Annotated in this window: 20 protein-coding genes; 14 read left to right on the plus strand and 6 right to left on the minus strand. The window is 67.9% G+C overall.

The window, feature by feature from the left end; genetic code table 11:
* The first annotated feature begins 246 nt into the window (after positions 1–246).
* The 7 genes from TSH64_RS17015 (at position 247) to TSH64_RS17045 (ending at position 9,017) form a co-directional block, all read left to right on the plus strand.
* Entirely contained in the window at positions 247–978 is a 732-nt protein-coding gene (locus TSH64_RS17015; RefSeq protein ID WP_247872991.1) for a FadR/GntR family transcriptional regulator, read from the plus strand.
* Between the two features lie 309 nt (positions 979–1,287).
* On the plus strand, positions 1,288–2,199 hold the full coding sequence (gene kdgD / locus TSH64_RS17020) for a 5-dehydro-4-deoxyglucarate dehydratase (RefSeq protein ID WP_109446644.1): 912 nt from the start codon (positions 1,288–1,290) through the stop codon (positions 2,197–2,199).
* Between the two features lie 161 nt (positions 2,200–2,360).
* On the plus strand, positions 2,361–3,749 hold the full coding sequence (locus TSH64_RS17025; protein WP_109446646.1) for an MFS transporter: 1,389 nt from the start codon (positions 2,361–2,363) through the stop codon (positions 3,747–3,749).
* 37 nt (positions 3,750–3,786) lie between these two features.
* Positions 3,787–4,875, plus strand: coding sequence for a mannonate dehydratase (locus tag TSH64_RS17030; protein ID WP_109446648.1), 1,089 nt, complete (start codon positions 3,787–3,789; stop codon positions 4,873–4,875).
* 53 nt (positions 4,876–4,928) lie between these two features.
* A complete protein-coding gene (gene gudD, locus TSH64_RS17035) occupies positions 4,929–6,254 on the plus strand; it encodes a glucarate dehydratase (protein WP_247872992.1) in 1,326 nt (441 codons plus the stop codon).
* 47 nt (positions 6,255–6,301) lie between these two features.
* On the plus strand, positions 6,302–7,825 hold the full coding sequence (gene garD / locus TSH64_RS17040; protein WP_109446652.1) for a galactarate dehydratase: 1,524 nt from the start codon (positions 6,302–6,304) through the stop codon (positions 7,823–7,825).
* A 91-nt stretch (positions 7,826–7,916) separates the two neighbouring features.
* Entirely contained in the window at positions 7,917–9,017 is a 1,101-nt protein-coding gene (locus TSH64_RS17045; RefSeq protein WP_109446654.1) for a lactonase family protein, read from the plus strand.
* A gap of 110 nt (positions 9,018–9,127) precedes the next feature.
* Here the strand turns inward: TSH64_RS17045 and TSH64_RS17050 are convergent, their stop codons facing one another.
* Positions 9,128–10,822 (minus strand): cache domain-containing protein, encoded by a 1,695-nt coding sequence (locus TSH64_RS17050; RefSeq protein WP_109446656.1) that lies wholly within the window; start codon positions 10,820–10,822, stop codon positions 9,128–9,130.
* A 131-nt stretch (positions 10,823–10,953) separates the two neighbouring features.
* Positions 10,954–11,874 (minus strand): LysR family transcriptional regulator, encoded by a 921-nt coding sequence (locus tag TSH64_RS17055; RefSeq protein WP_247872993.1) that lies wholly within the window; start codon positions 11,872–11,874, stop codon positions 10,954–10,956.
* Between the two features lie 333 nt (positions 11,875–12,207).
* Here TSH64_RS17055 and TSH64_RS17060 point away from each other — a divergent pair, with 333 nt between their 5' ends.
* Genes TSH64_RS17060 through TSH64_RS17070 form a run of 3 tightly spaced genes read left to right on the plus strand, consistent with a single transcriptional unit; the run spans position 12,208 to position 15,271 of the window.
* Positions 12,208–13,560, plus strand: coding sequence for a citrate:proton symporter (locus TSH64_RS17060; RefSeq protein ID WP_109446660.1), 1,353 nt, complete (start codon positions 12,208–12,210; stop codon positions 13,558–13,560).
* Positions 13,561–13,596: 36 nt separating this feature from the next.
* The gene (locus TSH64_RS17065) at positions 13,597–14,940 is read left to right on the plus strand and encodes an acyclic terpene utilization AtuA family protein (RefSeq protein WP_109446662.1); all 1,344 of its coding nucleotides are present in this window, start codon (positions 13,597–13,599) and stop codon (positions 14,938–14,940) included.
* Position 14,941: 1 nt separating this feature from the next.
* Positions 14,942–15,271, plus strand: coding sequence for a hypothetical protein (locus tag TSH64_RS17070; protein ID WP_109446664.1), 330 nt, complete (start codon positions 14,942–14,944; stop codon positions 15,269–15,271).
* Between the two features lie 13 nt (positions 15,272–15,284).
* Here the strand turns inward: TSH64_RS17070 and TSH64_RS17075 are convergent, their stop codons facing one another.
* Positions 15,285–16,175 carry a DMT family transporter gene (locus tag TSH64_RS17075; protein WP_199237584.1) on the minus strand — a complete coding sequence of 297 codons (891 nt, stop codon included), beginning with the start codon at positions 16,173–16,175 and terminating at the stop codon, positions 15,285–15,287.
* A 119-nt stretch (positions 16,176–16,294) separates the two neighbouring features.
* On the opposite strand from TSH64_RS17075, the gene TSH64_RS17080 reads away from it, so the two are divergent.
* The gene (locus TSH64_RS17080) at positions 16,295–16,780 is read left to right on the plus strand and encodes an Lrp/AsnC family transcriptional regulator (protein ID WP_109446666.1); all 486 of its coding nucleotides are present in this window, start codon (positions 16,295–16,297) and stop codon (positions 16,778–16,780) included.
* Between the two features lie 13 nt (positions 16,781–16,793).
* Here TSH64_RS17080 and TSH64_RS17085 read toward each other — a convergent pair whose 3' ends face one another.
* Positions 16,794–17,894, minus strand: a complete 1,101-nt coding sequence (locus TSH64_RS17085; protein ID WP_146208037.1) for a hypothetical protein — start codon at positions 17,892–17,894, stop codon at positions 16,794–16,796.
* A gap of 173 nt (positions 17,895–18,067) precedes the next feature.
* Between TSH64_RS17085 and TSH64_RS17090 the strand changes: the two genes are divergently transcribed.
* Positions 18,068–19,054: an aldo/keto reductase gene (locus TSH64_RS17090; protein WP_109446670.1), complete on the plus strand. Its 987-nt coding sequence runs from the start codon at positions 18,068–18,070 to the stop codon at positions 19,052–19,054.
* 87 nt (positions 19,055–19,141) lie between these two features.
* Here TSH64_RS17090 and TSH64_RS17095 read toward each other — a convergent pair whose 3' ends face one another.
* Together TSH64_RS17095 and TSH64_RS17100 are read right to left on the minus strand one after the other, a co-directional pair.
* Positions 19,142–20,836 carry a HAMP domain-containing methyl-accepting chemotaxis protein gene (locus TSH64_RS17095; RefSeq protein ID WP_158285381.1) on the minus strand — a complete coding sequence of 565 codons (1,695 nt, stop codon included), beginning with the start codon at positions 20,834–20,836 and terminating at the stop codon, positions 19,142–19,144.
* A gap of 650 nt (positions 20,837–21,486) precedes the next feature.
* The gene (locus TSH64_RS17100) at positions 21,487–22,461 is read right to left on the minus strand and encodes an MBL fold metallo-hydrolase (protein ID WP_109446674.1); all 975 of its coding nucleotides are present in this window, start codon (positions 22,459–22,461) and stop codon (positions 21,487–21,489) included.
* A 130-nt stretch (positions 22,462–22,591) separates the two neighbouring features.
* Between TSH64_RS17100 and TSH64_RS17105 the strand changes: the two genes are divergently transcribed.
* Both TSH64_RS17105 and TSH64_RS17110 read left to right on the plus strand, forming a co-directional pair.
* A complete protein-coding gene (locus tag TSH64_RS17105; protein ID WP_109446676.1) occupies positions 22,592–23,794 on the plus strand; it encodes an AAA family ATPase in 1,203 nt (400 codons plus the stop codon).
* A 172-nt stretch (positions 23,795–23,966) separates the two neighbouring features.
* Positions 23,967–25,013 (plus strand): putative sulfate exporter family transporter, encoded by a 1,047-nt coding sequence (locus TSH64_RS17110; RefSeq protein ID WP_247872994.1) that lies wholly within the window; start codon positions 23,967–23,969, stop codon positions 25,011–25,013.
* The last annotated feature ends 142 nt before the right edge of the window (positions 25,014–25,155 follow it).

Below are 25,155 nucleotides of genomic sequence, written 5' to 3' on the forward strand. Positions count from 1 at the left end.
CAAGGGCGGAGCGCCGGGGGAGAGGCGTCCGCCGACAAGAGCGGCCGAACATTCGTTGGAGAGGCGATCTATCATGACATCAGTCATCATACAAGTGGGGCGGTGCGGAGCGGCCCCGATCTGCTGCCTTTCCATGGGCCGGCAGGCCGGCTTGTCTATTGTCGTATAGGTTTTGTGGGTGTTAACTCTGGGCATGGAGTGGTGACGGGCGGTCCGTCCCGGAACCGGGTTTGGGTGAGGATGGTGATGACAGCGCGCAGGCGCCGGGATCCGCTGGCGAAGCAACTGGTGGATGCCCTGGCCGAACGGATCTCCAGCGGACAGTTCAAGAGTGGCGACCGGCTGCCGAGCGAACAAGACCTGATCGACGAATTCGGTGTCAGCCGCACCGTGGTGCGCGAGGCTATCGCCAACCTGAAGGCGGTCGGCATGGTCTCCACCCGGCAGGGGCTGGGGGCCTTCGTCCTGCGCGACGCCGCGATCCTGCCCTTCCGCATCGAGGAATCGACGTTGGAGGCGGTGAACGAGGCGATCTCGGTGCTGGAAGTCCGCATCAGCCTGGAATCGGAGGCCGCCTATCTCGCCGCCATCCGCCGCGACGATGCCCAGCTTGCCCGCATGCGCGAGGCGCTGGACACGATGACGGCGGCGGTGGAGGCGGGAGAGGATGCCATCGACGCCGATCTGGCCTTTCACAGCGCCATCGCCGCGGCGACCGGAAACAAGCATTTCCTGGCCCTGTTCTCCTATCTCGGATCGTTGCTGATCCCGCGCGCCCGCGTGCGCTACGGGCATCTGGAGGGGGATTCGCGCCGCCAATACCTCCGGCGGATCAACGACGAGCACCAGACCATCTACTCCGCCATCGAACGCCAGGACCCGGAGGGCGCCCGCGCCGCCATCCGCCTGCATCTGAACGGCAGCCGCGACCGGCTGCGCGCCGGCGGGGATTTCAAGGCGGCCGCCGCCACGGGCTGAACGTTCGCCCGTTTCGGGTTTGCGGGATCAGGGGACGCTGTCGGACCGCCGGCCGCGTCCCTTTTGCTTTGTGGACCGGCTTTCGCCATGTCCGGATTGGTGGGGAGGCGGATTGCCATCATCCGCATCAAACCACTTGTATGATGACTGATATGATGATAATCGTCCTGTCATCGGATGACGACGGTGTCGGACGGATCGCCGCGAGCCCGGCCCGGATCCTCCAGACACGCCATCGTTCAAAAGCCACCATGCCCGCAGCCTTTCCCCTGCGGATCGTGTCACCACCGTTTTCCAAGGATGCTCCCGATGGAACCGCAAGCCCTGAAGGCCGTCGTCAGCGAAGGTCTCCTGTCGTTCCCGCTGACCGATTTCACCGCCGACGGCACCTTCGAGCCGGGCGGCTATGCCCGCCGCCTGGAATGGCTGAAGCCCTACGGCGCGTCGGCCCTGTTCGCCGCCGGCGGCACCGGCGAGCTGTTCTCGCTGACGCCCGACGAGCACAGGAGCATCGTCTCGCTGGCCGTCGAGGTCTGCGGCAAGGAGGTGCCGATCATCGCCGGCGTCGGCTATTCCACCCGCATCGCCATCGAGATGGCGCGGGCCGCCGAGAAGGCCGGGGCCGCCGGCATCCTGGTGCTGCCGCACTACCTGACGGAAGCCGACCAGGAGGGCGTCGCCGCCCATGTCGAGGCGATCTGCAAGTCGGTCGGCATCGGCGTCATCATCTACAACCGCGCCACCTGCAAGCTGGGCGCCGACCGTCTGGCGACGCTGGCGGAGCGCTGCCCCAACCTGATCGGCTTCAAGGACGGGCTGGGCGACATCGAGATGATGACGACCATCCGCCGCAGGATGGGCGACCGCTTCAGCTATCTGGGCGGCCTGCCGACCGCCGAGGTCTACGCCGCGGCCTATCGCGCCATCGGCGTCCCGGTCTATTCGTCGGCCGTCTTCAACTTCATCCCGCGCACGGCGATGGAGTTCTACCGGGCGGTCGCCGCCGGCGACACCGCCACCACCGACCGGCTGCTCGACCAGTTCTTCCTGCCCTATCTGGCGATCCGCAACCGGAAGGCCGGCTATGCCGTCAGCATCGTCAAGGCGGGCGCCGCCATCGTCGGCCGTCCCGCCGGCCCGGTGCGCGCGCCGCTGATCGACTGCACCCCGGCCGAGGTCGAGGACCTGCGCGCCCTGATCGACGCGCTGGGACCCCAGTAAGCCGCTAACCCGCGGCAACGAGCCATCGCCGGACGGGCAGGCGCCGGGCTTCAGTTCCCGACGCCGGACACAAGGTGCAGCCAGCAAGCCGGATCCGCCAATCGGGTCCGGGAACGGACTGCCGCGCCTGCCCGCCCTCATGCCTTGAGGGAGGAAATTTCATGACAATCGAGAGCACCGCCGCCAACGCCGAGCGCGCGTCCTATTCGACCGCCGCCGCCGCCGCCGCCCAGCCCGCCGCCAAGCGGACCAACGTCCGCTATCTCATCCTCGCGATGCTGTTCCTCGTCACGGTCATCAATTACGCCGACCGGGCGACCCTCTCCATCACCGGTCCGGTGATCTCGAAGGAGCTGGGCATCAGCGCCGCGGAGATGGGCTTCATCTTCTCCGCCTTCGGCTGGGCCTATGTGCTGGGCCAGCTGCCGGGCGGCTGGCTGCTCGACCGCTACGGGTCGAAGATCGTCTATGCGCTCAGCATCTTCATCTGGTCGGCCTTCACCCTGATGCAGGGCAGCATCGGCTTTCTGGCCGGCGGGACGGCGGTCGCCATGCTGTTCGCGCTGCGCTTCGCCGTCGGTCTGGCGGAGGCGCCGTCCTTCCCCGGCAACAGCCGCGTCGTCGCCGCGTGGTTCCCCGGCCAGGAGCGGGCCACCGCGTCCGCCATCTTCAACTCCGCCCAGTATTTCGCGACCGTGATCTTCGCGCCGCTGATGGGCTGGCTGACCCATTCCTTCGGCTGGCACTGGGTGTTCGGCGTCATGGGCGGGCTGGGCATCATCATGGCCGCGGTGTGGATGAAGACCGTCTACGCGCCGAAGGATCATCCCCGCATCAATCAGGCCGAGCTGGACTATATCGCGGCCGGCGGCGGCCTGATCAACATGGACGACGGCCGGAAGAAGGCGGCTTCGGCCGAGAGCGGAGCGAAGTGGGATTACATCCGCCAGCTCTTCGCCAGCCGCATGATGGTCGGCATTTTCCTCGGCCAGTTCTGTATCAACGCCATCACCTACTTCTTCATCACCTGGTTTCCGGTCTATCTGGTCCAGGCCCGCGGCATGTCGATCCTGAACGCCGGCTTCATCGCCTCGATCCCGGCGATCTGCGGCTTCGCCGGCGGCATCCTGGGCGGCGTGATGTCGGACGCCATGCTGCGCCGGGGCTATTCCCTGACCGCGGCGCGCAAGACGCCGATCGTGCTGGGCATGCTGATGTCGATGGCGATGATCGCCTGCAACTACACCGACCTTCAGTGGGTGGTGGTGTCGCTGATGGCGCTGGCCTTCTTCGGCAAGGGCATCGGCGCGCTGGGCTGGGCCGTGATGTCGGACTGCGCGCCGAAGGAGATCACCGGCCTCAGCGGCGGCGTGTTCAACATGTGCGGCAACATCTCGTCGATCACCACGCCGATCGTCATCGGCTACATCATCCAGACCACCGGCTCCTTCAACGGCGCCCTGGTCTTCGTCGGCGCCAACGCCCTGATCGCCGCGGTCAGCTATCTGGTCGTCGTCGGCGAGATCAAGCGGATGGAACTGAAGCGGTAATCGTCGCCTTCGAGCGGTCTGGCAGAGGGTCTTTCCCATGTATATCGGCGAACAGCTCATCAACCCCACCGACAAGCGCCTGCGCCTGTCCGCCCAGCTCGGCGCCCGGGGCATCGTCATCGACAGCCGGCCGAACGCGCCGGTGATGGCCGGCGGCGATGTCGAGGCCGGGCTGTGGGACGGCCGCAAGGTCGCCGACCAGCGCAAGTGGGTGGAGGGCCATGGCCTGACGCTGGACTGCCTGGCGCTGGATGTCGGCTCCATCCTGCTCGACAGCCTGCGGGCGCCGGAGAAGGCGGCGGCCACCGCCGAGCGGCTGCGCCACAACATCCGCGCCGCCGCCGACGGCGGGGTCGACACGGTGAAATACACGGTCGCCATGGTCGGCATCACCCGCACCGGCGTGGTCGACGGCCGCGGCGGCATGAAGTGCAGCACTTTCCGCGCCGACGAGTACAAGGCGGAGAATGATGCCCGCTTCTCCTACTGGGGCACCGTTCTGCCGGAGGACGAGACGGGGACCAAGCCGTCGCCGCTGGACGCGCGCGGCGCGCCGGAAACCTGCGGGCAGGTGATGGCGGGCGAGGCCGGCGGCGTCAGCGAGGCCGACGGCTGGCGCGCCATCGAATATCTGGTCGAGGCCATCCTGCCGACCGCCGAGAAGGCCGGCGTGAGGCTTGCCTGCCACCCGCACGACCCGGCCTATCCGCCGGGGGGCCTGAACGGCGTGCATCATGTGCTGGGCTCGCTCGACGGACTGCGGCGCTTCGTCAATCTGGCGCCGGAGAGCAAGTCGCTCGGCTTCAACTTCTGCCAGGGCACCATCGCCGAGATGTCGCGCAACCCGACCGAAACGGTGCTGGAGGCGATCCGCGAGTTCGGCCCGCAGAACCGCATCTTCATGGTCCATTTCCGCAACATCAAGGGCGGCTACCTCGACTTCCGCGAGGCGATGCCGGACGAGGGGTCGGTCGACATGGCAGCCTGCATCCGCGCCTATCGCGAAGTCGGGTACCAGGGCATCCTCTGCCCCGACCATGTGCCCTTCTCCGAGCTGGACCCCGACCGCGAGCGCTTCTTCGCCTTCGCGCTCGGCTACACCCAGGCGCTGCTGCAAGCCGCCTGAACCGCCCCTCCCGCCTTTCCCGCTTTTCGAGACACCGCATCATGGCAATTCAGATGTCGTCGCCCAAAGTCACCGAAATGCTGGTCGTGCCGGTCGCCGGCCAGGACAGCATGCTGCTGAACCTGTCGGGCGCCCATGCGCCCCACTTCACCCGCAACGTGGTGATCCTGAAGGACAGCGCCGGCCATACCGGCGTCGGCGAGGTGCCGGGCGGCGAGCGGATCCGCCAGACGCTGGAGGATGCCCGCGCCCTGGTGGTCGGCCAGCCGGTCGGCGCCTGGAACGCCATCCTCAACGGCGTGCGCCGCGGCTTCGCCGACCGCGATTCCGGCGGGCGCGGTTTGCAGACCTTCGACCTGCGCATCACCATCCATGCGGTGACGGCGCTGGAGGCGGCGCTGCTCGACCTGCTGGGCCAGTTCCTGGAGGTGCCGGTGGCGGCCCTGCTGGGTGACGGGCAGCAGCGCGACGGGGTGGAGATGCTGGGCTACCTGTTTTATGTCGGCGACCGCAACAGGACCGATCTGGGCTACCGCGCCGAGCCGGACGCCAAGAACGACTGGTTCCGCCTGCGCAACGAGGTGGCGCTGACCCCCGACGCGGTGGTGCGGCTGGCCGAGGCGGCGCACGACCGCTACGGCTTCAACGACTTCAAGCTGAAGGGCGGCGTGCTGCGCGGCGAGGAGGAGATCGAGGCGGTGACGGCGCTGGCCAAGCGCTTCCCCCAGGCCCGTGTCACGCTCGATCCCAACGGCGCGTGGTCGCTGGAGGAGGCGATCCGGCTGTGCAAGGGGAAGGGCGACGTGCTGGCCTATGCCGAGGATCCCTGCGGCGCCGAGCAGGGCTTCTCCGGCCGCGAGGCGATGGCGGAGTTCCGCCGCGCCACCGGCCTGCCGACCGCCACCAACATGATCGCCACCGACTGGCGCCAGATGGGCCATGCCATCCAGTTGCAGTCGGTCGACATCCCGCTGGCCGACCCGCATTTCTGGACCATGCAGGGGTCCGTCCGTGTCGCCCAGATGTGCCATGAATGGGGCCTGACCTGGGGGTCGCACTCCAACAACCATTTCGACATCTCGCTGGCGATGTTCACCCATGTCGCCGCAGCGGCGCCGGGCCGGATCACCGCCATCGACACCCACTGGATCTGGCAGGACGGCCAGCGCCTGACGAAGGAACCGTTCCGCATCGAGGGCGGTCTGGTCGCCGTGCCGCAGAGGCCGGGGCTGGGCGTCGAGATCGACATGGACGAGCTGGCGAAGGCGCACGACCTCTACAAGCGGCACGGGCTGGGTGCCCGCGACGACGCCACGGCGATGCAGTACCTGGTCCCCGGCTGGACGTTCGACAACAAGCGGCCGTGCCTGGTGCGGTGAAGCCGCTCCGCAACGCCTCAAACCCGGCAAAACAGTCAGGGCAAGCCATGACCCAGAAGCCTCTCTACATCCTGGTCCATCCCGAGGACAACGTCGCCATCGTGGTGAATTCCGGCGGGCTGCCGCCGGGGACGGAGTTCGAGTGCGGGCTGGTCCTGACCGACTTCGTGCCGCAGGGGCACAAGGTGGCGCTGGCCGACCTGGACGAAGGGGCGTCGATCGTCCGCTACGGGCAGGTGATCGGCACCGCCGCCCGCCCAATCCGTCGCGGCGCCTGGATCGAGGAATCGCTGGTCCGCCTGCCGCAGGCGCCTGATCTGGACACGCTGCCGCTGGCGACCGCCGTGCCGCCCGACGCCCCGGCGCTGGACGGCTACACCTTCGAGGGCTACCGCAATCCCGACGGGACGGTCGGCACCAAGAATGTGCTGGGCATCAGCATCAGCGTGCAGTGCGTCGCCGGGGTGATGGATTTCGCCGTCGAACGCATCAAGAAGGAATTGCTGCCGAAATACCCCAACGTCGATGACGTCGTTGCCCTCAACCACACCTACGGCTGCGGCGTGGCGATCAACGCGCCGGGCGCCGCGGTGCCGATCCGCACGCTGCAGAACCTCGCCCGCAACCCCAACCTGGGCGGGGCGGTGATGGTGGTCGGGCTCGGCTGCGAGAAGCTCCAGCCGGAACGGCTGCTGCCGGCCGGGGTCGAGCCGAGCATCGTCACCTTGCAGGACGAGCGTCACCAGGGTTTCGGCGACATGGTCGCCTCCATCCTGGAGATGGCCGACCGCCGGCTGGCCCAGCTCAACGAGCGGCGGCGCGAGACCTGCCCGGCGTCGGATCTCGTCGTCGGGCTGCAATGCGGCGGCAGCGACGCCTTCTCCGGCGTGACCGCCAACCCGGCGCTGGGCTATGCCGCCGACCTGCTGGTGCGGGCCGGGGCGACGGTCATGTTCTCCGAAGTGACGGAGGTGCGCGACGCCATCCATCTGCTGACCCCGCGCGCCGTCGACGAGGAGACCGGCCGCGCCCTGATCCGCGAGATGCGCTGGTACGACGATTATCTGGAGACCGGATCCGCCGACCGCAGCGCCAATCCGACCCCCGGCAACAAGAAGGGCGGCCTCGCCAACGTGGTGGAGAAGGCGCTGGGCTCCATCGCCAAGTCCGGCACCAGCCCGATTGCCGGCGTGCTGGCGCCGGGCGAGCGGGCGACGCGCAAGGGGCTGCTCTATGCCGCCACGCCGGCCAGCGACTTCATCTGCGGCACGCTGCAACTGGCGTCGGGCTGCAACATCGAGGTGTTCACCACGGGGCGCGGCACCCCCTACGGCCTCGCCATGGCGCCGGTGATCAAGGTGGCGACGCGGACCGAACTGGCTGCGCGCTGGCACGACCTGATCGACGTCGACGCCGGCCGCATCGCCACCGGCGAAGCCACCATCGAGGATGTGGGCTGGGAGCTGTTCCGCCTGATCCTTGAGGTGGCGAGCGGCCGCAAGCAGACCTGGGCCGACCATTGGGGGCTGCGCAACGCGCTCACCCTGTTCAACCCGGCGCCGGTGACCTGAGTTGATCTGACCCGAAGACCCCCGCGGCGGAGATGACCGGAGCAACCGGCGCCCGCGGCGGGAGGACGATATGCTCACAAGGGAGGATACCATGGGACGCCGCACCGGCATCGCGCTGGCGATGCTGCTGACTTCCGCCGCCTTCGCCTTGGCCGTTCCGGCGCAGGCCGACAGTTTCGCCTACGTGTCAAACGCCGGCAGCAACGACATCAGCGTCTTCCGGCTGGACGGCACCACCGGCGCCATGACCCCGCTGGGGACGGTGCCCTTCGTCGGGGTGGACAAGCCCGGCTCCTCCACCCCCCTGGCGCTCAGCCCCGACCGGCGCTTCCTCTATGCCGGCGTGCGCTCGCAACCCTATCAGGTGCAGATCTTCGCCATCGACAGGGCGACCGGCACGCTGAGCCATCTCGGCAGCGGCCCGCTGGCCGACAGCATGGCGAACATCGTCACCGACTGCAGCGGCAAGTACCTGTTCGGCGCGTCCTACGGCGGCGACAAGGTGGCAGTGAACCCGATCGGGCCGGACGGCAAGGTCGGACCGCCGCAGCAGGTGGTGGCGACCGGCAAGAACGCCCATTCGATCCAGCCGTCGCCCGACAACCGCTTCGCCTTCGCCACCAACCTGGGTTCCGACCGGCTGGTGCAGTTCCGCTTCGACGCGGCCACCGGAGCCTTGAGCGACAACGATCCGCCCTCGGTGGCGCTGCCGGAGAAATCCGGTCCGCGCCACATCGTCTTCCATCCCGACGGACGCCACCTCTATCTGGTGGACGAGCTGGACGCCGCCGTCGCGGCGTTCGCCTACGACCCCGCGACCGGCAGGCTGACGGAGAGGCAGCGCCTGCCGTCCCTGCCGGCCGATTTCAAGGGCGAGCCCTGGGCCGCCGACATCCACACGACGCCGGACGGCCGGTTCCTCTACATCTCCGAACGGCGGACCAGCACCATCCGCTCCTTCCGGATCGACCCGGAAAGCGGCCTGCTGACCCCGCTCGCCAGCGTGGCGACGGAGGAGCAGCCGCGCGGCTTCAACATCGACCCGACCGGCCGGTTCCTGGCGGCGGTGGGCGAGAAGTCGGACGGCATGACCGTCTACCGCATCGACGGCGGCAGCGGCGCGCTGACCCCGCTCGCCCGCTATCCGGCCGGCAAGCAGCCGAACTGGGTGGAGTTCGTCGCCGCGCCGTAATACCAGGGTCAGAAAGTTTTGACTTTCGACCCTGGTATCGGCCGCGACGGCGGCCGCGCGGGCACATGCCCGCGAAGCCAAGGCCCGCGGACGCTGGCCTTGCGGGCCGGTCAGCCGGCCCGCACCTGCGCCAGGAAGCGGCCGACCTCGCCGCGCAGGCTTTCGGTCTGCATGGACAATTCCCGCACATTCTCCAGCACTTCGTAGGCGACCGTGCCGTTCCGCCCGGCGGCCTCGTTCACGCCGCCGATGCTGGACGACACCTCGTGGCTGCCCCGGGCGGCCTGCTGGATGTTGCGGCTGATCTCGCGGGTCGCGGCCCCCTGCTGCTCGACCGCCGAGGCGATGGAGGTGGCGACGTCGTTGACCCGGCCGATGACCTGCGCCACACCCCTGATCTCGTGCATGGCCTGGGCGGTCTCGCTCTGGATGCCGGCGACCTGGGCGGCGATCTCCTCGGTGGCCTGGGCGGTCTGGTTGGCGAGCGCCTTGACCTCGGTGGCCACCACGGCGAAGCCGCGCCCGGCCTCGCCGGCTCGGGCCGCCTCGATGGTGGCGTTGAGCGCCAGCAGGTTGGTCTGGCTGGCGATGGAGTTGATCAGGCCGACCACGGCGCCGATCCGCTCCACCGCGCCGGCCAGCCCCTCGACCTTGCCGTTGGCCCGTTCGGCGCTCTCGACCGCCTCGCGGGCGATCTCGGCCGACGAGCCGACCTGTCGGCTGATCTCGTTGATCGAGCTGGTCAGCTCCTCCGTCGCCGCGGCGACGGTCTGGACATTGGCGGAGGTCTGTTCGGTCGCCAGGGTGACGGCGCCGGCCAGCCTGCCGGTCTCGTCGGCGGCGCGCGTCATGTCCTGGGCGCGCCGTTCGATGGCATCCGCCTCGCCGGCGACATCGTGGATCAGGTTGCCGACGGTCTGTTCGAAATGGCTGGCGAGCGTCGTCATCGCCTCCCGCTTCTCGGCCGCGGCGCGCTCCGCCTGCTCGGCCTGGCTGGCTTCCAGGCTGGCCTTGGCTTGGGCATTCTCCTTGAACACCTGGAGCGCCTGCGCCATGCCGCCGATCTCGTTGCGCCGCGCCGCCTCCGGGAAGGTGACGCCAAGGTCGCCGGCGGCCAGCGCCGTCATCTTGTCGCGCAGCCGGTGCAGCGAGCGCACGATGTCGCGGTTGACCAAAAAGGCGATCAGCACCAGCGCGGCGATCAGCGCGGCGGTGGCGGCGCCGGTCCTGGTCAGGAATTCGTGATAGGCGGCGTCGATGTCGTCGGTGTAGACGCCGGAACCGACGATCAGGCCGAGCGGCTGGTAGCGCTGCACATAGTTGGTCTTCAGCAGCGGGACGTCGGACCCCAGCTTCGGCCAGACATAATGGATGATGGCGTTGTCCTGACGGCGCAGCGTGTCGACGATCTCGCGGACGAAATACTTGCCGGCCTTGTCCTGGAGCCCCATGCGGTCGGTGCCGACCGCCTTGTGGTTGGAGGGGTTGGCGACGGCGATGCCGTTGAGATCGTAGGCGAACAGGTAGTCGGCGCCGTCATGGTAGGACATCGCGTGCACCGCGGTGCGGAAGCGTGCCAGCGCCTGCTCGCGCGGCAGGGTTCCCGCCTCGACCTCGGCATTCAGCCCCTTCGCCATGCCGACCGCCAGTTCCACCGCCGAGCGGATGGTGTCGATGCGGTCGTCGATCATGCGCTGGTGGGCGAAGCTGCTGCTGATGGCGATCACCACGGCCGGAGCCAGGACGGACAAGGCGACCAGTGCGGTCAGCTTGGCCCGGATCGTCAGATTTTCCAGGAGTCTCATGGGTGCCTTCATGTCGCGCGCGTCGGGGGGCGGCAACTGATATACTACGAAAGAGGAGGGCGGTTGAAATCGGATTGGCTGATTTCAGTAATATACTGACGTTATCCAGTTAAAAAATTATTCCAGCCACGCTACCGCTTCGCGGCGGCCTCCATGCTGGAGAAGTGGGCGAGGGTCGGGCCGGCGACCTCGCGCAGCAGGGCGGCGAAGCGCTCCGCCGCCGGCGACAGAGAGCGGCCGGCCTTGCGGATGAAGCCGATCCGGCGCACCAGCCCGGCGGTGCGGATCGGCTCCACCACGATGCCCTCGCAGGAGGCGGCGTCGACGGCGGATTCCGGCAGGACCGAGACGCCGAGCCCGGCCCGCACCATGCCGACCGCCGTCGACATGTAGTTCGCCTCGCAGGACAGGCTGATCTCCAGCCCTTCCTTCTCCAACGCCCGCTCGACCAGCGACCGCACGCTGGTGCCGCGCGCGGTCAGGATCAGCGGGAAGGCGACGATGTCCGTCAGCAGCAGCGGGCGCCGGCCGTTCAGCGGGTGGTCGGCGGGGAAGAAGGCGCACATGCGGTCGCAGAGGAAATCGATCACCTCGACGTCGCGGTCGGGGCCGACCCGGCTGCCGATCCCGAAATCGACCTCCTCCGCCTTGACCAGCTGGATGATCCGCTCGGCGACGACGTCGCTGACCCGGACGTCGATGTTGGGGTGGTCGGCGGCGAAGCGGCGGATGGCGATGGGCAGCAGCCCGGCGGCGACCGACGGCAGGGTGGCGACCGACACCGACCCGCGCCGCAGCCCGGCCAGATCGTGGCTGACGCTCATCACCGCATCCAACTCGGCCAACACCCGCTGCAAGGCCGGCAGCAGGTCGCGGCCGGCCTGGGTCAGCACCACATGGCGCTTGTTGCGGTCGAACAGCCGCACGCCGAGGCTCTCTTCGAGCTGGCGGATCTGCACGGTCAGCGCCGGCTGCGACAGGTTGACCTCCGCCGCCGCCCTGGTGAAGCTGCCGAGACGCGCCACCGCGACGAAGGCCTTGATATGTCTCACTCCCTGGAGCATGGCCCGCCTCTTATAGAAAAATCAAATTACCGTGATACAACAAATTCATTTCTCTAATCTGATTGTGGGTTCGTACAGTGTCAATCGCGGACACCGCTTCGGCACGGTGCGGCAAAGTGGCTGATCTGTAAAAAGCCCCGCTGCCAGTTCCCCTGCCTGCCGGCTTCGCAAAAGATGAAGTTCTTTTGAAATCCGCTCGGGTGGCGTTACTCGGGGACCGGAACCGGTCGCCGCAGGGGCCCGCCGTGCGTCTTCGCCTGACGTGAAGAGATCGCGCAGCAGGCGGAAAACAACAATAACAACGGCCATGGAGGAGGTTACATGCTCGCGCTATTAGGCTTGGCAACCATCGTCGTTCTGCTGGCGGCGATCATGACCAACCGGATGTCGCCGCTGGTCGCGCTGATCGCCGTGCCGATCATCGCGGCGCTGGCGGGCGGCTTCGGCCTTGAAACCAGCAAGTTCATCATTGCCGGCATCCGCTCCATCGCGCCGACCGCCGGCATGTTCGTCTTCGCCATCATCTTCTTCGGCGTCGTCACCGATGCCGGGATGATGGACCCGATCATCGACCGCATCCTGCGGGTGGTCGGCACGCGGCCGGCACGAATCACCATGGGCACCACCCTGCTGGCTTTGCTGATCCATCTCGACGGGTCGGGTGCGGTCTGCTTCCTCATCACCATTCCGGCGATGCTGCCGCTCTACGACCGGCTCGGCATGGACAAGCGCATCCTGGCGCTGTGCGTGTCGATGGCGGCGGGCGTCAATTTCCTGCCCTGGACCGGGCCGATGATCCGGTCCGCCGCGGCGCTGAAGGTGCCGGTGACCGACATCTTCAATCCGCTGATCGCGGTGCAGGGCGTCGGGCTGCTGTTCATCTTCACCGTCGCCTTCCTGCTCGGCAAGCGCGAGGAGCGGCGTCTCGGCCTGTCCTCAAGGCCGCTTGCGGCGGGACAGGCCCGCTCTGTCGGCGCCATGGGCGCTCCCGAAGCCGAGGGTCCGGTCGGGCCGGCGCCGCGCGTGCTGACGCCGGAGCAGATCAGGATCCGCCGTCCCAAGCTGTTCTGGGTCAATCTGATCCTCACCGCCGTCATCATGGCCGTGATGATCGAAGGGGCGGTCGATCCGGTGGTGATGTTCATGGTCGGCACCGTGCTGGCGCTGATGATCAACTATCCCGACGTCAAGATGCAGAAGGAGCGCGTCGACGCCCACGCCAAGGCGGCGCTGATGATGGTGAGCATCCTGCTGGCGGCCGGCGTCTTCACCGGCATCATGACCGGCACCAAGATGCTGACGGCCATGGCCCAGTCCGCCGTCGCCTTCGTCCCGCCGGAGATGGCGCAGCATGTTCCCTTCGCGCTGGGCATCCTGTCGATGCCGCTCAGCCTGCTGTTCGACCCGGACTCCTATTATTTCGGCATGATGCCGGTGATCGCCGAGGTCTATAAGACGCTGGGCGGCGACCCGATCCAGATCGCCCAGGCCTCCGTTCTCGGCCAGATGACCGTCGGCTTCCCGGTCAGCCCGCTCACCCCCGCCACCTTCCTGGTCGTCGGCCTGTGCGGCATCGGGCTGGGCGAGCACCAGAAATTCTCGATCCCCTATCTGTTCGCCGCCTCGGTCGTCATGACCGTCGCCGCGGCCATCCTCGGGGTCATCCCCTTCTGACGCGGGTCCAAGGGGTCCGCACACAGGAGTACCATCATGAAGACCATCCGCATCGGATCGGGCGCCGGCTATTCGGGCGACCGCATCGAGCCGGCCGTTGAACTGGCCGAGAAGGGTGACATCCAGTATCTCGTCTTTGAATGCCTGGCGGAGCGCACCATCGCCATCGCCCAGGGCGCCAAGCTGAAGGATCCGGCCCAGGGCTACGATCCCCTGCTGGCGGAGCGCATGCTGGCGGTGCTGCGGCCCTGCCATGAGAAGGGCATCCGCATCGTCACCAACATGGGGGCGGCCAACCCGGCCGCTGCCGCCGCCAAGACGCGGGACATCGCCCGGTCGCTCGGCCTGGAGGGGCTGAAGATCGCCGCGGTGTCCGGCGATGACGTGCTGGAGACGCTGAAGTCCGGCGACCACCGCATCGAGGAAACCGGCGAGCCGGTGTCGGCGATGGCCGGCAGTCTGGTCTCGGCCAACGCCTATCTCGGCGCCGCTCCCATCGTCGAGGCGCTGAAGGCCGGGGCCGACATCGTCATCACCGGCCGCGTCGCCGACCCGGCCCTGTTCCTCGCCCCGCAGATCTTCGAGTTCGGCTGGTCGATGGAGGATTGGGATCTCCTCGGCAAGGGGACGGTGGTCGGGCATCTGCTGGAATGCGCCGGGCAGATCACCGGCGGCTATTTCGCCGATCCCGGCGTGAAGGACGTCGCCGCCCTGGCCCGGTTGGGATTCCCCATCGCCGAGGTGGGGGAGGACGGCAGCGCCGTCATCACCAAGGTGGCGGGATCCGGCGGTGCTGTGACCACCGCCACCTGCAAGGAACAGCTGCTCTACGAGATCCACGACCCCGCCGTCTATTTCACCCCCGACGTGGTGGCCGACTTCTCGCGCGTGCGCTTCACCCAGGAAGGGCCCGACCGGGTGCGGGTGGCCGGCGCCACCGGGCGCCCGCGGCCGGCCACGCTGAAGGTCTCGGTCGGCTATCGCGACAGCTTCATCGGCGAGGGGCAGATCTCCTACGCCGGTCCCGGCGCGCTGGCGCGCGGCCGGCTGGCGCTGGAGATCGTGCGCGAGCGTCTGGCGCTGACCGGCGTCGAGGCGACCGAGCTGCGCTTCGACCTGATCGGCGTCGATTCCATCCACGGCACCGCACTGTCCACCGCGGGTGGGCAGGAGCCCTACGAGGTGCGGGTGCGGGTGGTCGGCCGGACCGGCAGCCTGAAGGAGGCGCAGCGCATCGGCAACGAGGTCGAAACCCTCTACACCAACGGCCCGGCCAGCGGCGGCGGCGCCACCAAGTCGGCCAAGGACGTGGTGGCGATGCTGTCGGCCCTGCTGCCCCGCGAGCTGGCGAAGCCCGCCATCGCGTTTATGGAGGCTTGACATGAAACTCCGCGACATCGCCCATTCCCGCACCGGCGACAAGGGCGACATCTCCAACATCTCCGTCATCGCCTTCGACGAGGCGGACTATCCGCTGATCGAGGCCCATGTCACCGCCGACCGCGTGAAGGAGCTGTTCCACGAGGTCGTGCTTGGCGAGGTGGTGCGATACGAGATCCCCAGCATCGGCGCGCTGAACTTCGTGATGCGGCAGGCGCTCGGCGGCGGCGTGACCCGGTCGCTGGCGCTCGACGCCCATGGAAAGTGCCTGGCGTCGGCGCTGCTCGACCTCGAAATGCCCGACGTCGCCCGGCCTCTCCGGGCAACGTGACGGGAGACGCGCGTCACTCGCGGCCGCGCCGGGCTTTGCCCAGCGCGCTGCCGGCCGACGCGAACATGATGCAGGCGATGGCGGCCCACTGCACCGCGCTCAGCCGCTCGCCCAGCATCAGGAAGCCGATCAGCGCCGCCACGGCGGGGGAGGCGCTGACGGCAAGGCCGAACACATGGCTCGGCAGGCGGCGGAGCGCCATCATCTCCAGCAGATAGGGCACCATGCTGGACAGCACCGCCACCGCGAGACCGGTGAGGAGCACGGCCGGAACCAGCAGCCCGGCGCCGGCATGGGAAATCCCCAGCGGGACGGTGAAGCTGGCCGCCACCAGCATGCCCCAGGCCACCGCCTGCCCGCCCGGCAGGGCCGAGGCGCGCTTGCCGAACACGATATAGAGCGCCCAGCAGAAGGCCGCCGCCGCCGCATAGGCGACGCCCACCGGATCCAGCGCGGCGGATGCCTGCCGCAGCGGCAGCAGCAGGACAAGCCCGGCCGCGGCGCAGGCGATCCACAGGAAATCCTTCAGCCGGCGCGACCCGAGCAGGGCGACCGCCAGCGGCCCGGTCACCTCGATGGCGATGGCGATGCCGATGGGGATGAGTTCCATCGCGCGGTAGATCGACAGGTTCATCGCCCCCAGCGTGGCGCCGTAGACCAGCAGGTTGCGCAGATCCCCGCGTCCGGGCAGGCTGCGCCACGGGCGCAGGATCGCCATCAGCATCAGCGCCGACAGTCCCACCCGCAGGCCGGTCACGCCCTCCGCCCCGACCAGCGGGAACAGTGATTTCGCCGAAGCGGCCCCGACATATTGCGACAGCAGCGAGGCAAGCAGGAGCAGCAGCGGCAGCGCCGCCGGTTCGGGCCGGGTACTGGAGGGGGATTCTATGGAGGCGTTCGCCACGCGCGGGCTCCCGGCGGAAGGTTCGGTGGAAGAGGTCCGGTGAAAAGATACTGTGACGATGGGGCAGCGAGCGCTTAAGTTTGAGGCTTCCGACGCACCGTTCTTTCGCCGAAGCCGCCATGCGCTCAACAATCGCTCGCCCGCCGGATCAGCTCGACGAGCAGGACCGCGCGATACTGCGCATCCTGCAACTGGACAACAAGACCTCCCAGCGCGAGATCGGCGAGGCGGTGCATCTCTCCGCGCCGGCCGTGCAGCGCCGGATTGCCCGGATGGAGGCGGCCGGCATCATCCGCCGCAACGTGGCGGTGGTCGATCCGGCCGCGGTGGGGCAGGGGGTGACAGTGGTGGTGGAGGTCCAGACGATCAACGACCGCTCCCCCGTCATCGCCGCCGCAAAGCGCCTGTTCCGCGAGGCGGCGGAGGTTCAGCAATGCTATTTCGTCACCGGGAAGGCCAGCTTCGTCCTGATCCTGCTGGTCCCCGACATGGCGAGCTACGAGGTTCTGTCGCGCCGGCTGTTCGCCGACAACGAGCTGGTGCAGTCCTTCCAGACGATGGTCGTGCTCGACCCGGTGAAGGTGACGCTGGAGGTCGATCTGTAGGGCGGCCGGACTGTCAATCCGGCCACTCCTCGTATCCCCAATCCTCGGCATCCGGGTCGGCGGTCCCCAGCGGTGCGACGGTGGCGCCGGCGTCGAGCGCGGCCGCCAACCAGGGCTCGACGCTGATGACCGGCGACAGGCGGCACCAGCGCCGCCGCCGGCCGTCCCACCGGCAATGGCCCTGCCGCTTCATCTCCTCCCGCAATTCCCAGGCCGGGATGGCGGGAAAGCGCAGTTCCAGGCCACGGTCGCTCTGCATGATCTCCACACGCTCTCCGGCGGCGGTGGTGTGGGTCAGCCCGTCCTCCAGCACATTGCGCAGGGCGGCGGCACGGTCCTCGCGCACGCGCGCCTCCGCTTCCCGTTGCCGGCGGCGTTCGGCCATGGCGTCGGCGATCCAGTCCGGCGGCTCCTCCAGCACGCGGAAGCCGGCGCCGCCACGGGGGCCGGGCGCCTCCTCCAGCAGCCCGTCGCGCAGAAGGTCGGCAAGCAGCGATTTCAGCCGGTCGCGGTCGGCCGGGATGCCGGTCAGGCGGTTCGCCGCGGCATCGGCGACGGTGAAGCGCTCGCCGGCCCCCCAGCCCTCATGGATCGCGGCGGCCAGGGCGTGCAACTCGGCGATGCGGCTTCGCTGGTCGGCCAGATGGCCGGCGACGATTGGGTTGGGCGGCAGGTCGGCCCGTCCGGTCAGGCCGCAGGTCCGGCACTGCCAGGCGCCGGGATCGGACAGCAGCAGCTGGGGGGCGCAGCGGCGCTTGCGGCAATGCTCCTCGCTGCCCGCTTCCGGCAGGCCGCGCCCGCTGTCCAGCAGGGCGCGGATGGCGTCGAGCGGCGTGTCGGCGACATCCCGCAGCCGGTCCAGCACATCGGCGGGCAGCCAGACCTCCGCACCTCCGCTCTCGTCGGCGGAGACGAAGCGGCTTTTCAGAGCGCGGCGTCTTGCGGGCGTCAGCAGGGCCAGCGCCCGCTCTGCGGTGTAGCTCTCGTCGAAGGTGTCGGCGAGCAGCTCCGCCAGGTCGCCGAGCGTCGCCGGCGAGGCCAGTGCGTCCCCGTCCCCGGCGGCGAGGATTCGACGGGCCTCGCCAAGGATTTTCGTGTTTTCGTCCGCCCCCATCGCCATCTACGTCCCGATCCTCGTCCAGTCCGCGTAGCAAGCTGGGCATGCGCGAAATGCCAGTCAAGCGCCGGCTGGACAGTCGGCGGAGGCCGCCTGGATCAGGAACGGCCCGGTGAGGCGCGGTGTTGAACGGGTGCATCGAACGGTGCCAGAGATGGAAAGGTTTTCCCATGTCAGACAGCACGCATTTCGCCCCGCCCGGCCCGCTCGGCTTCGGCGGAGCGCCCCTGGGCAACATGTTCGAGGAGGTGACCGACGAGACGGCCGCGGCAACCCTCGACGCCGCCTGGGACGCCGGCATCCGCTATTTCGACACAGCTCCCGAATATGGTCCCGGCATTTCCGAACACCGGTTCGGCCATGTCCTGCGCAGCCGTCCGCGCGACGAGTTCGTTCTGTCGACCAAGGTCGGCCGGCTGCTGCGCGCCGATGCCAGCAAGGGTGGCCAGCATGGCCCCTTTGTGAAAGGCCTGCCGTTCCGCGTTGATTACGATTACAGCGCCGACGGCGTGCGCCGCTCCATCGAGGACAGCCTGCAGCGGCTTGGTATGGCACGCATCGACATCGCCTACATCCACGACTGCGCTGAGGACGCCCATGGCGACCGCTGGCTGGAGGTGTTCGACACCGCCATGAAGGGGGCCGCCGTCGCCTTGACCCAGCTTCGCGAAGAGGGGGTGATCCGCGGCTGGGGCCTCGGCGTCAACCGGGTGGAGCCCTGCGTGATGGCGCTGGAGCGGGCGGACCCCGATGTCTTTCTGCTGGCCGGGCGCTACAGCCTGCTGAACCAGCCGGCACTGGACGAGCTGTTTCCGCGCTGCGCCGAGCGCGGCGTCCATGTGGTGGTCGGCGGCCCCTACAACTCCGGCATCATCGCCGGGGGCAAAAATTTCGAATATCAGGAGGCGTCCCCCGACAAGGTGGCGGCGCGCGACCGGCTGGCGGAGATCGCCGGGCACCACGGTGTCGACCTGCGCGCGGCGGCCCTGCAATTCTGCGCCGCGCATCCGGTCGTCGCCTCGGTCATTCCCGGCACCAAGAACCCGGCGCGCGTGCATGAGAATGTGACCTTGATGGGCCAGCCGATCCCCGCCGACTTCTGGCGGGAACTGAAGTCCTCCGGCGTCCTGCCGGAACAGGCGCCGACCCCGGCCTGAGCGGGGGCTAAGGCGCTCTGGCGGCGGTGGCGGCGTCTCAGCGCCGCGCCGCGGCCTTGCGGAAGGGGGATGGCCCGCCTCCTTGGATCAAGCGCATTTCACCGAGGCGAGGAACTCCTGGACCTCGCGTTTGAGGGTGTCGGCATTCTGGGATAGTTGCCCGGCGGAGCCGAGGACCTGTTGGGCGGCGGTGCCGGTCGAGGCGGCGCTTTGGGAGACGCCGCCGATGATCTCGCTGACGGCTTGGGTGCCCTGGGCGGCCTGCTGGACGTTGCGGGCGATCTCGCTGGTGGCGGCCCCTTGCTTCTCGACGGCGGAGGAAATGCCGGTCGAGATGGTCTGGATTTCACCGATGATGGCGGCGATGTCCTGGATGGCGGCGACGGTGTTGCGGGTTTCCCCCTGAACGGCGGCGATCTGCCGGGCGATGTCGTCGGTGGCCTTGGCGGTCTGGTTGGCGAGGCTCTTGACCTCGCCGGCGACGACGGCGAACCCCTTGCCGGCATCCCCCGCCCGCGCCGCCTCGATGGTGGCGTTCAGCGCCAGGAGGTTGGTCCGGGACGCGATGTCGTTGATCAGTTTGATGACCTCGCCGATGCGTCCGGCGGCGGCGGAGAGCTTTTGGACCAGCTCGTCGGTGTGGGCCGCCTTCTCGGAGGCGGTGTTGGCGATGCGGGCGGATTCGGCGACCTGGCGGGTGATCTCGGCGATGGAGGCGGAAAGTTCCTCGGTCGCGGTGGCGACGGTCTGGACATTGGCCGATGTCTGCTCGGCGGCGACGGCGACGGTGGTGGCCTGGGCGGTGGATTGTTCTGCGGAAGCGGACAGGGACGAGGCGGTCGCCTCCAGCTCGGTGCTGGCGCCGGCCACGGTGTTCAGGACGCCCGACACGCTCTTGTCGAAGCCGGCGGTCAGGGTCTCGATGAGCCTGGCGCGTTCGTCCCGTTTCACCTGCTCCGTCTTCTCGCGCTCCTCCATCCGCCGCCGTTCGATGGCGTTGTCCTTGAATGCCCTGAACGAGCGGGCGATGCTGCCGATCTCGTCCTTGCGCTCAGTGTTCGTGACTTGAACGTCCAGATTGCCCTTCGCCAGTTCATCCAAACTTCCTTCGATCACTTTCAGTGGAGATGTCACAAATTTCCGTGTCAGATAAATTGCCAAAGCGATTATGAGTCCGATGGCGATGATGTTTAAGGACACGGTTTTCCACACCAATCCATCGATGAGGGCGGTCGCCTCCTGATTAAGGCGGTCGACTTTTTTCATGTTATCTTTAAGCAGATTCTCAATATTATCCCGCACATGGTCAAGGGCCGGTCCGCAGTCGCTTTCCATCAACTGATTGGCTTTTTTGTTCAGTTCCGAGTCCGTGCCGGAGCCCAGTCGGATGACCTCCATGCAAGGCCCATCAACCGTCAGCCGCAATTTTCCGAGAATGGCGTCAAGCGCAACGGCGACCTCAGGGTCGATCTGCTTTGCTTTGGGGGCCTCTTCCCGGATGGTGTCGAGAGCGTCCCGGGAGCTTTTGAGCGCTGTGGCGTTGCCTTGCTCGGTTGAGGACCCAGCCAGATGGTGGAGCGCCGCCATGTACTCGCTGACCTGATTCTCGATGAAAGCCAGTTTGACGTTGGCTTTATCCGGGTGGTCGATGATGAACGAGTCAGCATTGTCCACGACACGCATCTGATGGCCGCCATAAAAAGCCGAGGCGATCATCGCAATGCCCAGCAATCCCATGACGGTGAGGATCTTCGAGAGAATCGTCAGATCAGAATAGCGCAACTCGATCTCCTTCCGGATTCCGGACTGACGGCCAGGCTGTGTCTTCGGGCGCCCCCGCAGACAGCCTCCTGAACCCGCAGTCGGGGATTTGGAAAACCGCATTCAAACACGGTTTCTGCGACCTTCAGCGTGGAGCGCCTGGACAGGAGCCTCAGGGGGTTCGGCCGAAAAGGTTAATGATTTCATTAATCTAACGGCAGTGGCCACACCGTCCGAACGAGGGGATCCCACACCCCTGGGGCGCGCGTTACGCCTTGGGAAAGAAGCTTAACCACGCTTCGATGGAATGGATATGCCATCGGCAAAATCTGCGCTCGCAGAAGGGATTTCGTGCGCTCACGAGCGGAGTGAATATCTTGCCGATACTATACAAAACATAATAACGTTAACCATTTTATTTGGAGCAGTGAAGGAAATCATTTTTAACAGAATCGGCAAGGCCGGACGAATCGAGAGGCAATGAAGGCCGCGGTGGGAGGGTGGAGCGTGGCGGGGATATCGCGGCGCCGCTCGTAGCGAACGACGATCCGCCTGACGCAGGCTGGCCAAACCAAGGTTCCTCCTTCACCCCCGATCTCCTTGTCGGCGTGGGTTTATCGCCCCGTGCGTTCGGTATGAAACCCACGGGGCGATTACGCGATCCGATCCGGTCATGCATCGACGACCGTCCCCGGATGTCCCACCTCGAAGCGGGCAGGGTCGATGCCGTGGGTGGCCAAGGCTGTGCGCAGCAGCTGCGGCGGCTCGTCCCGCGCTTCGTCGGTCAGGGCGAAGGTTCCCCAATGGATGCCGACGGCCTTCTTCGCCCCGGTGTCCAGCATGATCCGCACCGCCTCGTCCGGGTCGCAATGCTGGGCGGACATGAACCAGCGCGGGTCATAGGCACCGATGGGGATCAACCCCAGATCGCAGGCTCCCAGCCGTTCGCCGATGGCGCGGAAGGCCGCCCCGCTGCCATAGCCGGTGTCCCCGGCGAAATAGACCGAGCCGGCCGGAGTGCGCAGGACGAAGCCGCCCCACAGCGCCATGCGCCGGTCACGTCCGGTGCGCGACGACCAGTGGTTGGCCGGCACGATGTGGACCTCCGCCTCCGGCGCCAGCTCGAACCGGCTCCACCAGTCGCCCGCCGCGACCCGCACCCCCGGGATATGCTTGCGCAGGATGGTGTCGTTGCCGAGCGGGGTGACCATCAGCGGCGCGTCGCGCCGGTGCAGGCGCTTCAGCGTCTCAACGTCGAGATGGTCGTAATGGTTGTGCGAGACCAGAACCGCGTCGATCTTCGGCAGGTCGTGGAAGCGGATGCCCGGTGCGGTGACCCGCTTGGGCCCGGCGAAGCGGACCGGGCTGGCGCGGTCGGACCAGACCGGATCGGTCAGGATGTTCAGCCCGGCCGCCTGGACCAGGGTGGTGACATGCCCCACCACCGTCACGCGGAGGCCGGCGACGTGCCGGGCCGGCATCACCGGCGTCACCGCCACCTGCCGCGGCCATTTGACCGCCTTCCGCCCGAATTGCCAGCGCAGCAGCTGGCGCAGGCTGCGGTCGGTTTCCGGTTCGCCCGGATTGAAGAAACGCAGCCCGTCGAAATTGGACGTCGCCGGACCCTGCCAATAGGGATTGCGCATGCGTACCGGATCCTTTGCAACCATGGTTCCGGAGGAGATGGTGTCGCCGCGGCGAAGTTCTATGGACCGGCGGTGGGCGGTCGGGCTACTGTGCCGTCTTCATTCATGGTTTGATCCCGGTTCGATCCAAATGCAGTCCGATAGCCCGACCGACGAACAGCATCGCGCCATCCAGGCGATCGACGCCTGGTACAAGGACGACGACGCCCAGCAGGTCTTCTGGCTGGCCGGGGAGGCCGGGACCGGCAAGACCAAGACCACCGTCTTCGCGCTGGAGCATCTGCTGGAGCGCCGCCGGCTGACCGACTATGTGGTGGGCGCCCCCACCGGCAAGGCCGCCCAGGTGCTGCGCCAGAAGGGCATCGACGGGGCGGCGACCCTGCATTCGCTGCTCTACGCCCCGCGCAAGGACGGCGACAGCGGCGAGCTGATCTTCGCCCGCCGCAACGACGGGCCGGTCGCCGACGCCGACCTGATCGTCTGCGACGAAGGGTCGATGATCGGCGACGATCTGGCACGCGACCTGATGCGGACCGGCAAGAAGATCCTCGTCATCGCCGACGATTACCAGCTTCCGCCGGTCTCCGGCCAGGGGCTGTTCACCAGCGGGGAGCCGGATTTCCGCCTGACCGAGCCGCACCGGACCGCCCGCGAGAGCCCGGTGATCCGGCTGGCCCATCTGCTGCGCCGGCAGGAGATGCCGCGGCGCTTCGGGTCCGTCGGCAAGGTCCATGTCCTGCCGCTGGAGCACCGCACCCAGTCGCTGGTGATGCGGCAGTCCTCACAGGCGATCTGCGGCACCCACCGCGTCCGCACCACCTACACCAAGCGCATGCGCACGCTGCTCGGCCACGACTCCACGATGCCGCAGGCGGGGGAGCGGGTCATCTGCCGGCGCAACCAGAAGGACGAGGGGCTCTTCAACGGCATGATCGGTTCCCTGACCCGGCCGGCCGCCGAGGCGCAGGGCCGCGATGCCGGCCTGTGGTCGCTCGGCGTGCAGATGGAGGACGAGGTGCGGTCGCGCAGCAAGCTGATCGTCCATCCCTGGATGTTCCAGGCCCACTACACCGAGGGGATGGTCCAGCCGCGGGTGGGCAAGGACATCCAGCTTTACGACTGGGCGTGGCTGATCACCTGCCATGCCTCGCAGGGGTCGGAATTCCCGTCGGTCACCGTGGTGGACGATTCGGCCGCCTTCCGGGAGCATCGCTGGCGCTGGCTCTACACCGCCGTCACCCGTTCGCGCGAGGAGCTGGTTCTGCTTCTGCGCAATGCCGACCTCGGCGGGCCATGGCAGGTCCCTGAATTCGACGACGGCCTGACGGCCTGATCCATAAATTCAAGTTATCGAACGCATCACATCTTTGTGTTGGATGTGATCGAAAGCGGTCTCCATAATTTTACGTATGGGAACGGTGTTTTTCCGCTCCCGACCGCTTCCGGAGACCCGTCCCATGATCCCCGATACCGCGGCACCCGCACAGGCGGTGCCGGGAAAGCCCATGCTTTTCCAAATTCGCAGCCTTCTCCCCGGCCTTGCGCTGTGCGTCGGCGTTACGGCGCTCGCCTTCGCCGCGGCCAAGGCTGAGATGGCACTGTTCGGCGAGGCGTGGATCGAGGCGCTGGTGCTGGCGATCCTGATCGGCACCACGCTCCGCACCGCCTGGGCGCCGCCGGCACGCTGGCAACCGGGCATCGCCTTTTCCGCCAAGATCCTGCTGGAGATGGCGGTGATCCTGCTGGGGGCCGCGGTCAGCGCCGCGACCATCCTGTCGGCCGGGCCGGCCCTGCTGCTGGGCATCGCCGGCGTGGTGGCGCTGGCGCTGTTGGCGGGGTTCGGGATCGGGCGGCTGCTCGGCCTGCCGGTGCGCATGGCGGTGCTGGTCGCCTGCGGCAACGCGATCTGCGGCAACTCGGCCATCGCCGCGGTGGCGCCGGTGATCGATGCGCACAGCGACGATGTCGCCGCCTCCATCGCCTTCACCGCCGTGCTGGGCGTGGCCGTCGTGCTTGGCCTGCCTCTGCTCGGCATCGGCTTGCGGCTGAGCGGGGTGCAGTATGGCGCGCTGGCCGGATTGACCGTCTATGCCGTGCCGCAGGTGATCGCCGCCGCCGCACCGCTGGGCGCCATCGCCGTGCAGGTCGGCACGCTGGTGAAGCTGGTGCGGGTGCTGATGCTCGGACCGGTCTGCCTGCTGCTGTCGCTGCTGGCGCCCCGGCTGGCCGGCGAGACGGTTGACGCCGAAGCCGGCGTGCCGCGTCAAAGCCGGCCCCGCCCGCCGGTCCATCATCTGGTGCCGTGGTTCATCCAGGGCTTCCTGGCGATGATCGCCCTGCGCTCGCTCGACCTCATCCCATATGCCGCCCTGCCGGCGATGGAGCACGCGGCCACCCTGCTGACGGTGGTGTCGATGGCGGCGCTGGGGCTGGGAGTCGATGTGCGGACGGTGGCGCGGGCCGGCGGACGGGTGACGGCGGCGGTGGTGCTTTCCCTGCTGGCGCTGGGCACGATCAGCCTGACACTGATCCGCCTGATCGGCTTGGCCTGACCCCCAAGCTCATCTGGAACCCGGCCTGGAAAACGGGCGGGAGTCTACATCCGGTCCCCCAGGGCCGCATTGATGCAGGTTAATGCAGGATTCCGCCGCTGTGCGATCCTGAGATCACCAAGCCCCTTCGCCCGCCGCTCAC

The organism is Azospirillum sp. TSH64 (assembly GCF_003116035.1).
Lineage (GTDB): Bacteria > Pseudomonadota > Alphaproteobacteria > Azospirillales > Azospirillaceae > Azospirillum.

Excerpts from the sequence above, each read along its gene's own strand:
- TSH64_RS17025 (WP_109446646.1), top strand. The coding sequence starts at position 2,361 with ATGACAATCGAGAGCACCGCCGCCAACGCCGAGCGCGCGTCCTATTCG.
- TSH64_RS17045 (WP_109446654.1), top strand. The coding sequence starts at position 7,917 with ATGGGACGCCGCACCGGCATCGCGCTGGCGATGCTGCTGACTTCCGCC.
- TSH64_RS17080 (WP_109446666.1), top strand. The coding sequence starts at position 16,295 with ATGCGCTCAACAATCGCTCGCCCGCCGGATCAGCTCGACGAGCAGGAC.
- TSH64_RS17105 (WP_109446676.1), top strand. The coding sequence starts at position 22,592 with ATGCAGTCCGATAGCCCGACCGACGAACAGCATCGCGCCATCCAGGCG.
- gudD (WP_247872992.1), top strand. The coding sequence starts at position 4,929 with ATGTCGTCGCCCAAAGTCACCGAAATGCTGGTCGTGCCGGTCGCCGGC.
- TSH64_RS17030 (WP_109446648.1), top strand. The coding sequence starts at position 3,787 with ATGTATATCGGCGAACAGCTCATCAACCCCACCGACAAGCGCCTGCGC.
- TSH64_RS17090 (WP_109446670.1), top strand. The coding sequence starts at position 18,068 with ATGTCAGACAGCACGCATTTCGCCCCGCCCGGCCCGCTCGGCTTCGGC.
- TSH64_RS17050 (WP_109446656.1), bottom strand. The coding sequence starts at position 10,822 with ATGAGACTCCTGGAAAATCTGACGATCCGGGCCAAGCTGACCGCACTG.
- TSH64_RS17070 (WP_109446664.1), top strand. The coding sequence starts at position 14,942 with ATGAAACTCCGCGACATCGCCCATTCCCGCACCGGCGACAAGGGCGAC.
- TSH64_RS17060 (WP_109446660.1), top strand. The coding sequence starts at position 12,208 with ATGCTCGCGCTATTAGGCTTGGCAACCATCGTCGTTCTGCTGGCGGCG.
- TSH64_RS17100 (WP_109446674.1), bottom strand. The coding sequence starts at position 22,461 with ATGCGCAATCCCTATTGGCAGGGTCCGGCGACGTCCAATTTCGACGGG.
- TSH64_RS17110 (WP_247872994.1), top strand. The coding sequence starts at position 23,967 with ATGCTTTTCCAAATTCGCAGCCTTCTCCCCGGCCTTGCGCTGTGCGTC.
- garD (WP_109446652.1), top strand. The coding sequence starts at position 6,302 with ATGACCCAGAAGCCTCTCTACATCCTGGTCCATCCCGAGGACAACGTC.
- TSH64_RS17015 (WP_247872991.1), top strand. The coding sequence starts at position 247 with ATGACAGCGCGCAGGCGCCGGGATCCGCTGGCGAAGCAACTGGTGGAT.
- TSH64_RS17085 (WP_146208037.1), bottom strand. The coding sequence starts at position 17,894 with ATGGGGGCGGACGAAAACACGAAAATCCTTGGCGAGGCCCGTCGAATC.
- TSH64_RS17065 (WP_109446662.1), top strand. The coding sequence starts at position 13,597 with ATGAAGACCATCCGCATCGGATCGGGCGCCGGCTATTCGGGCGACCGC.
- kdgD (WP_109446644.1), top strand. The coding sequence starts at position 1,288 with ATGGAACCGCAAGCCCTGAAGGCCGTCGTCAGCGAAGGTCTCCTGTCG.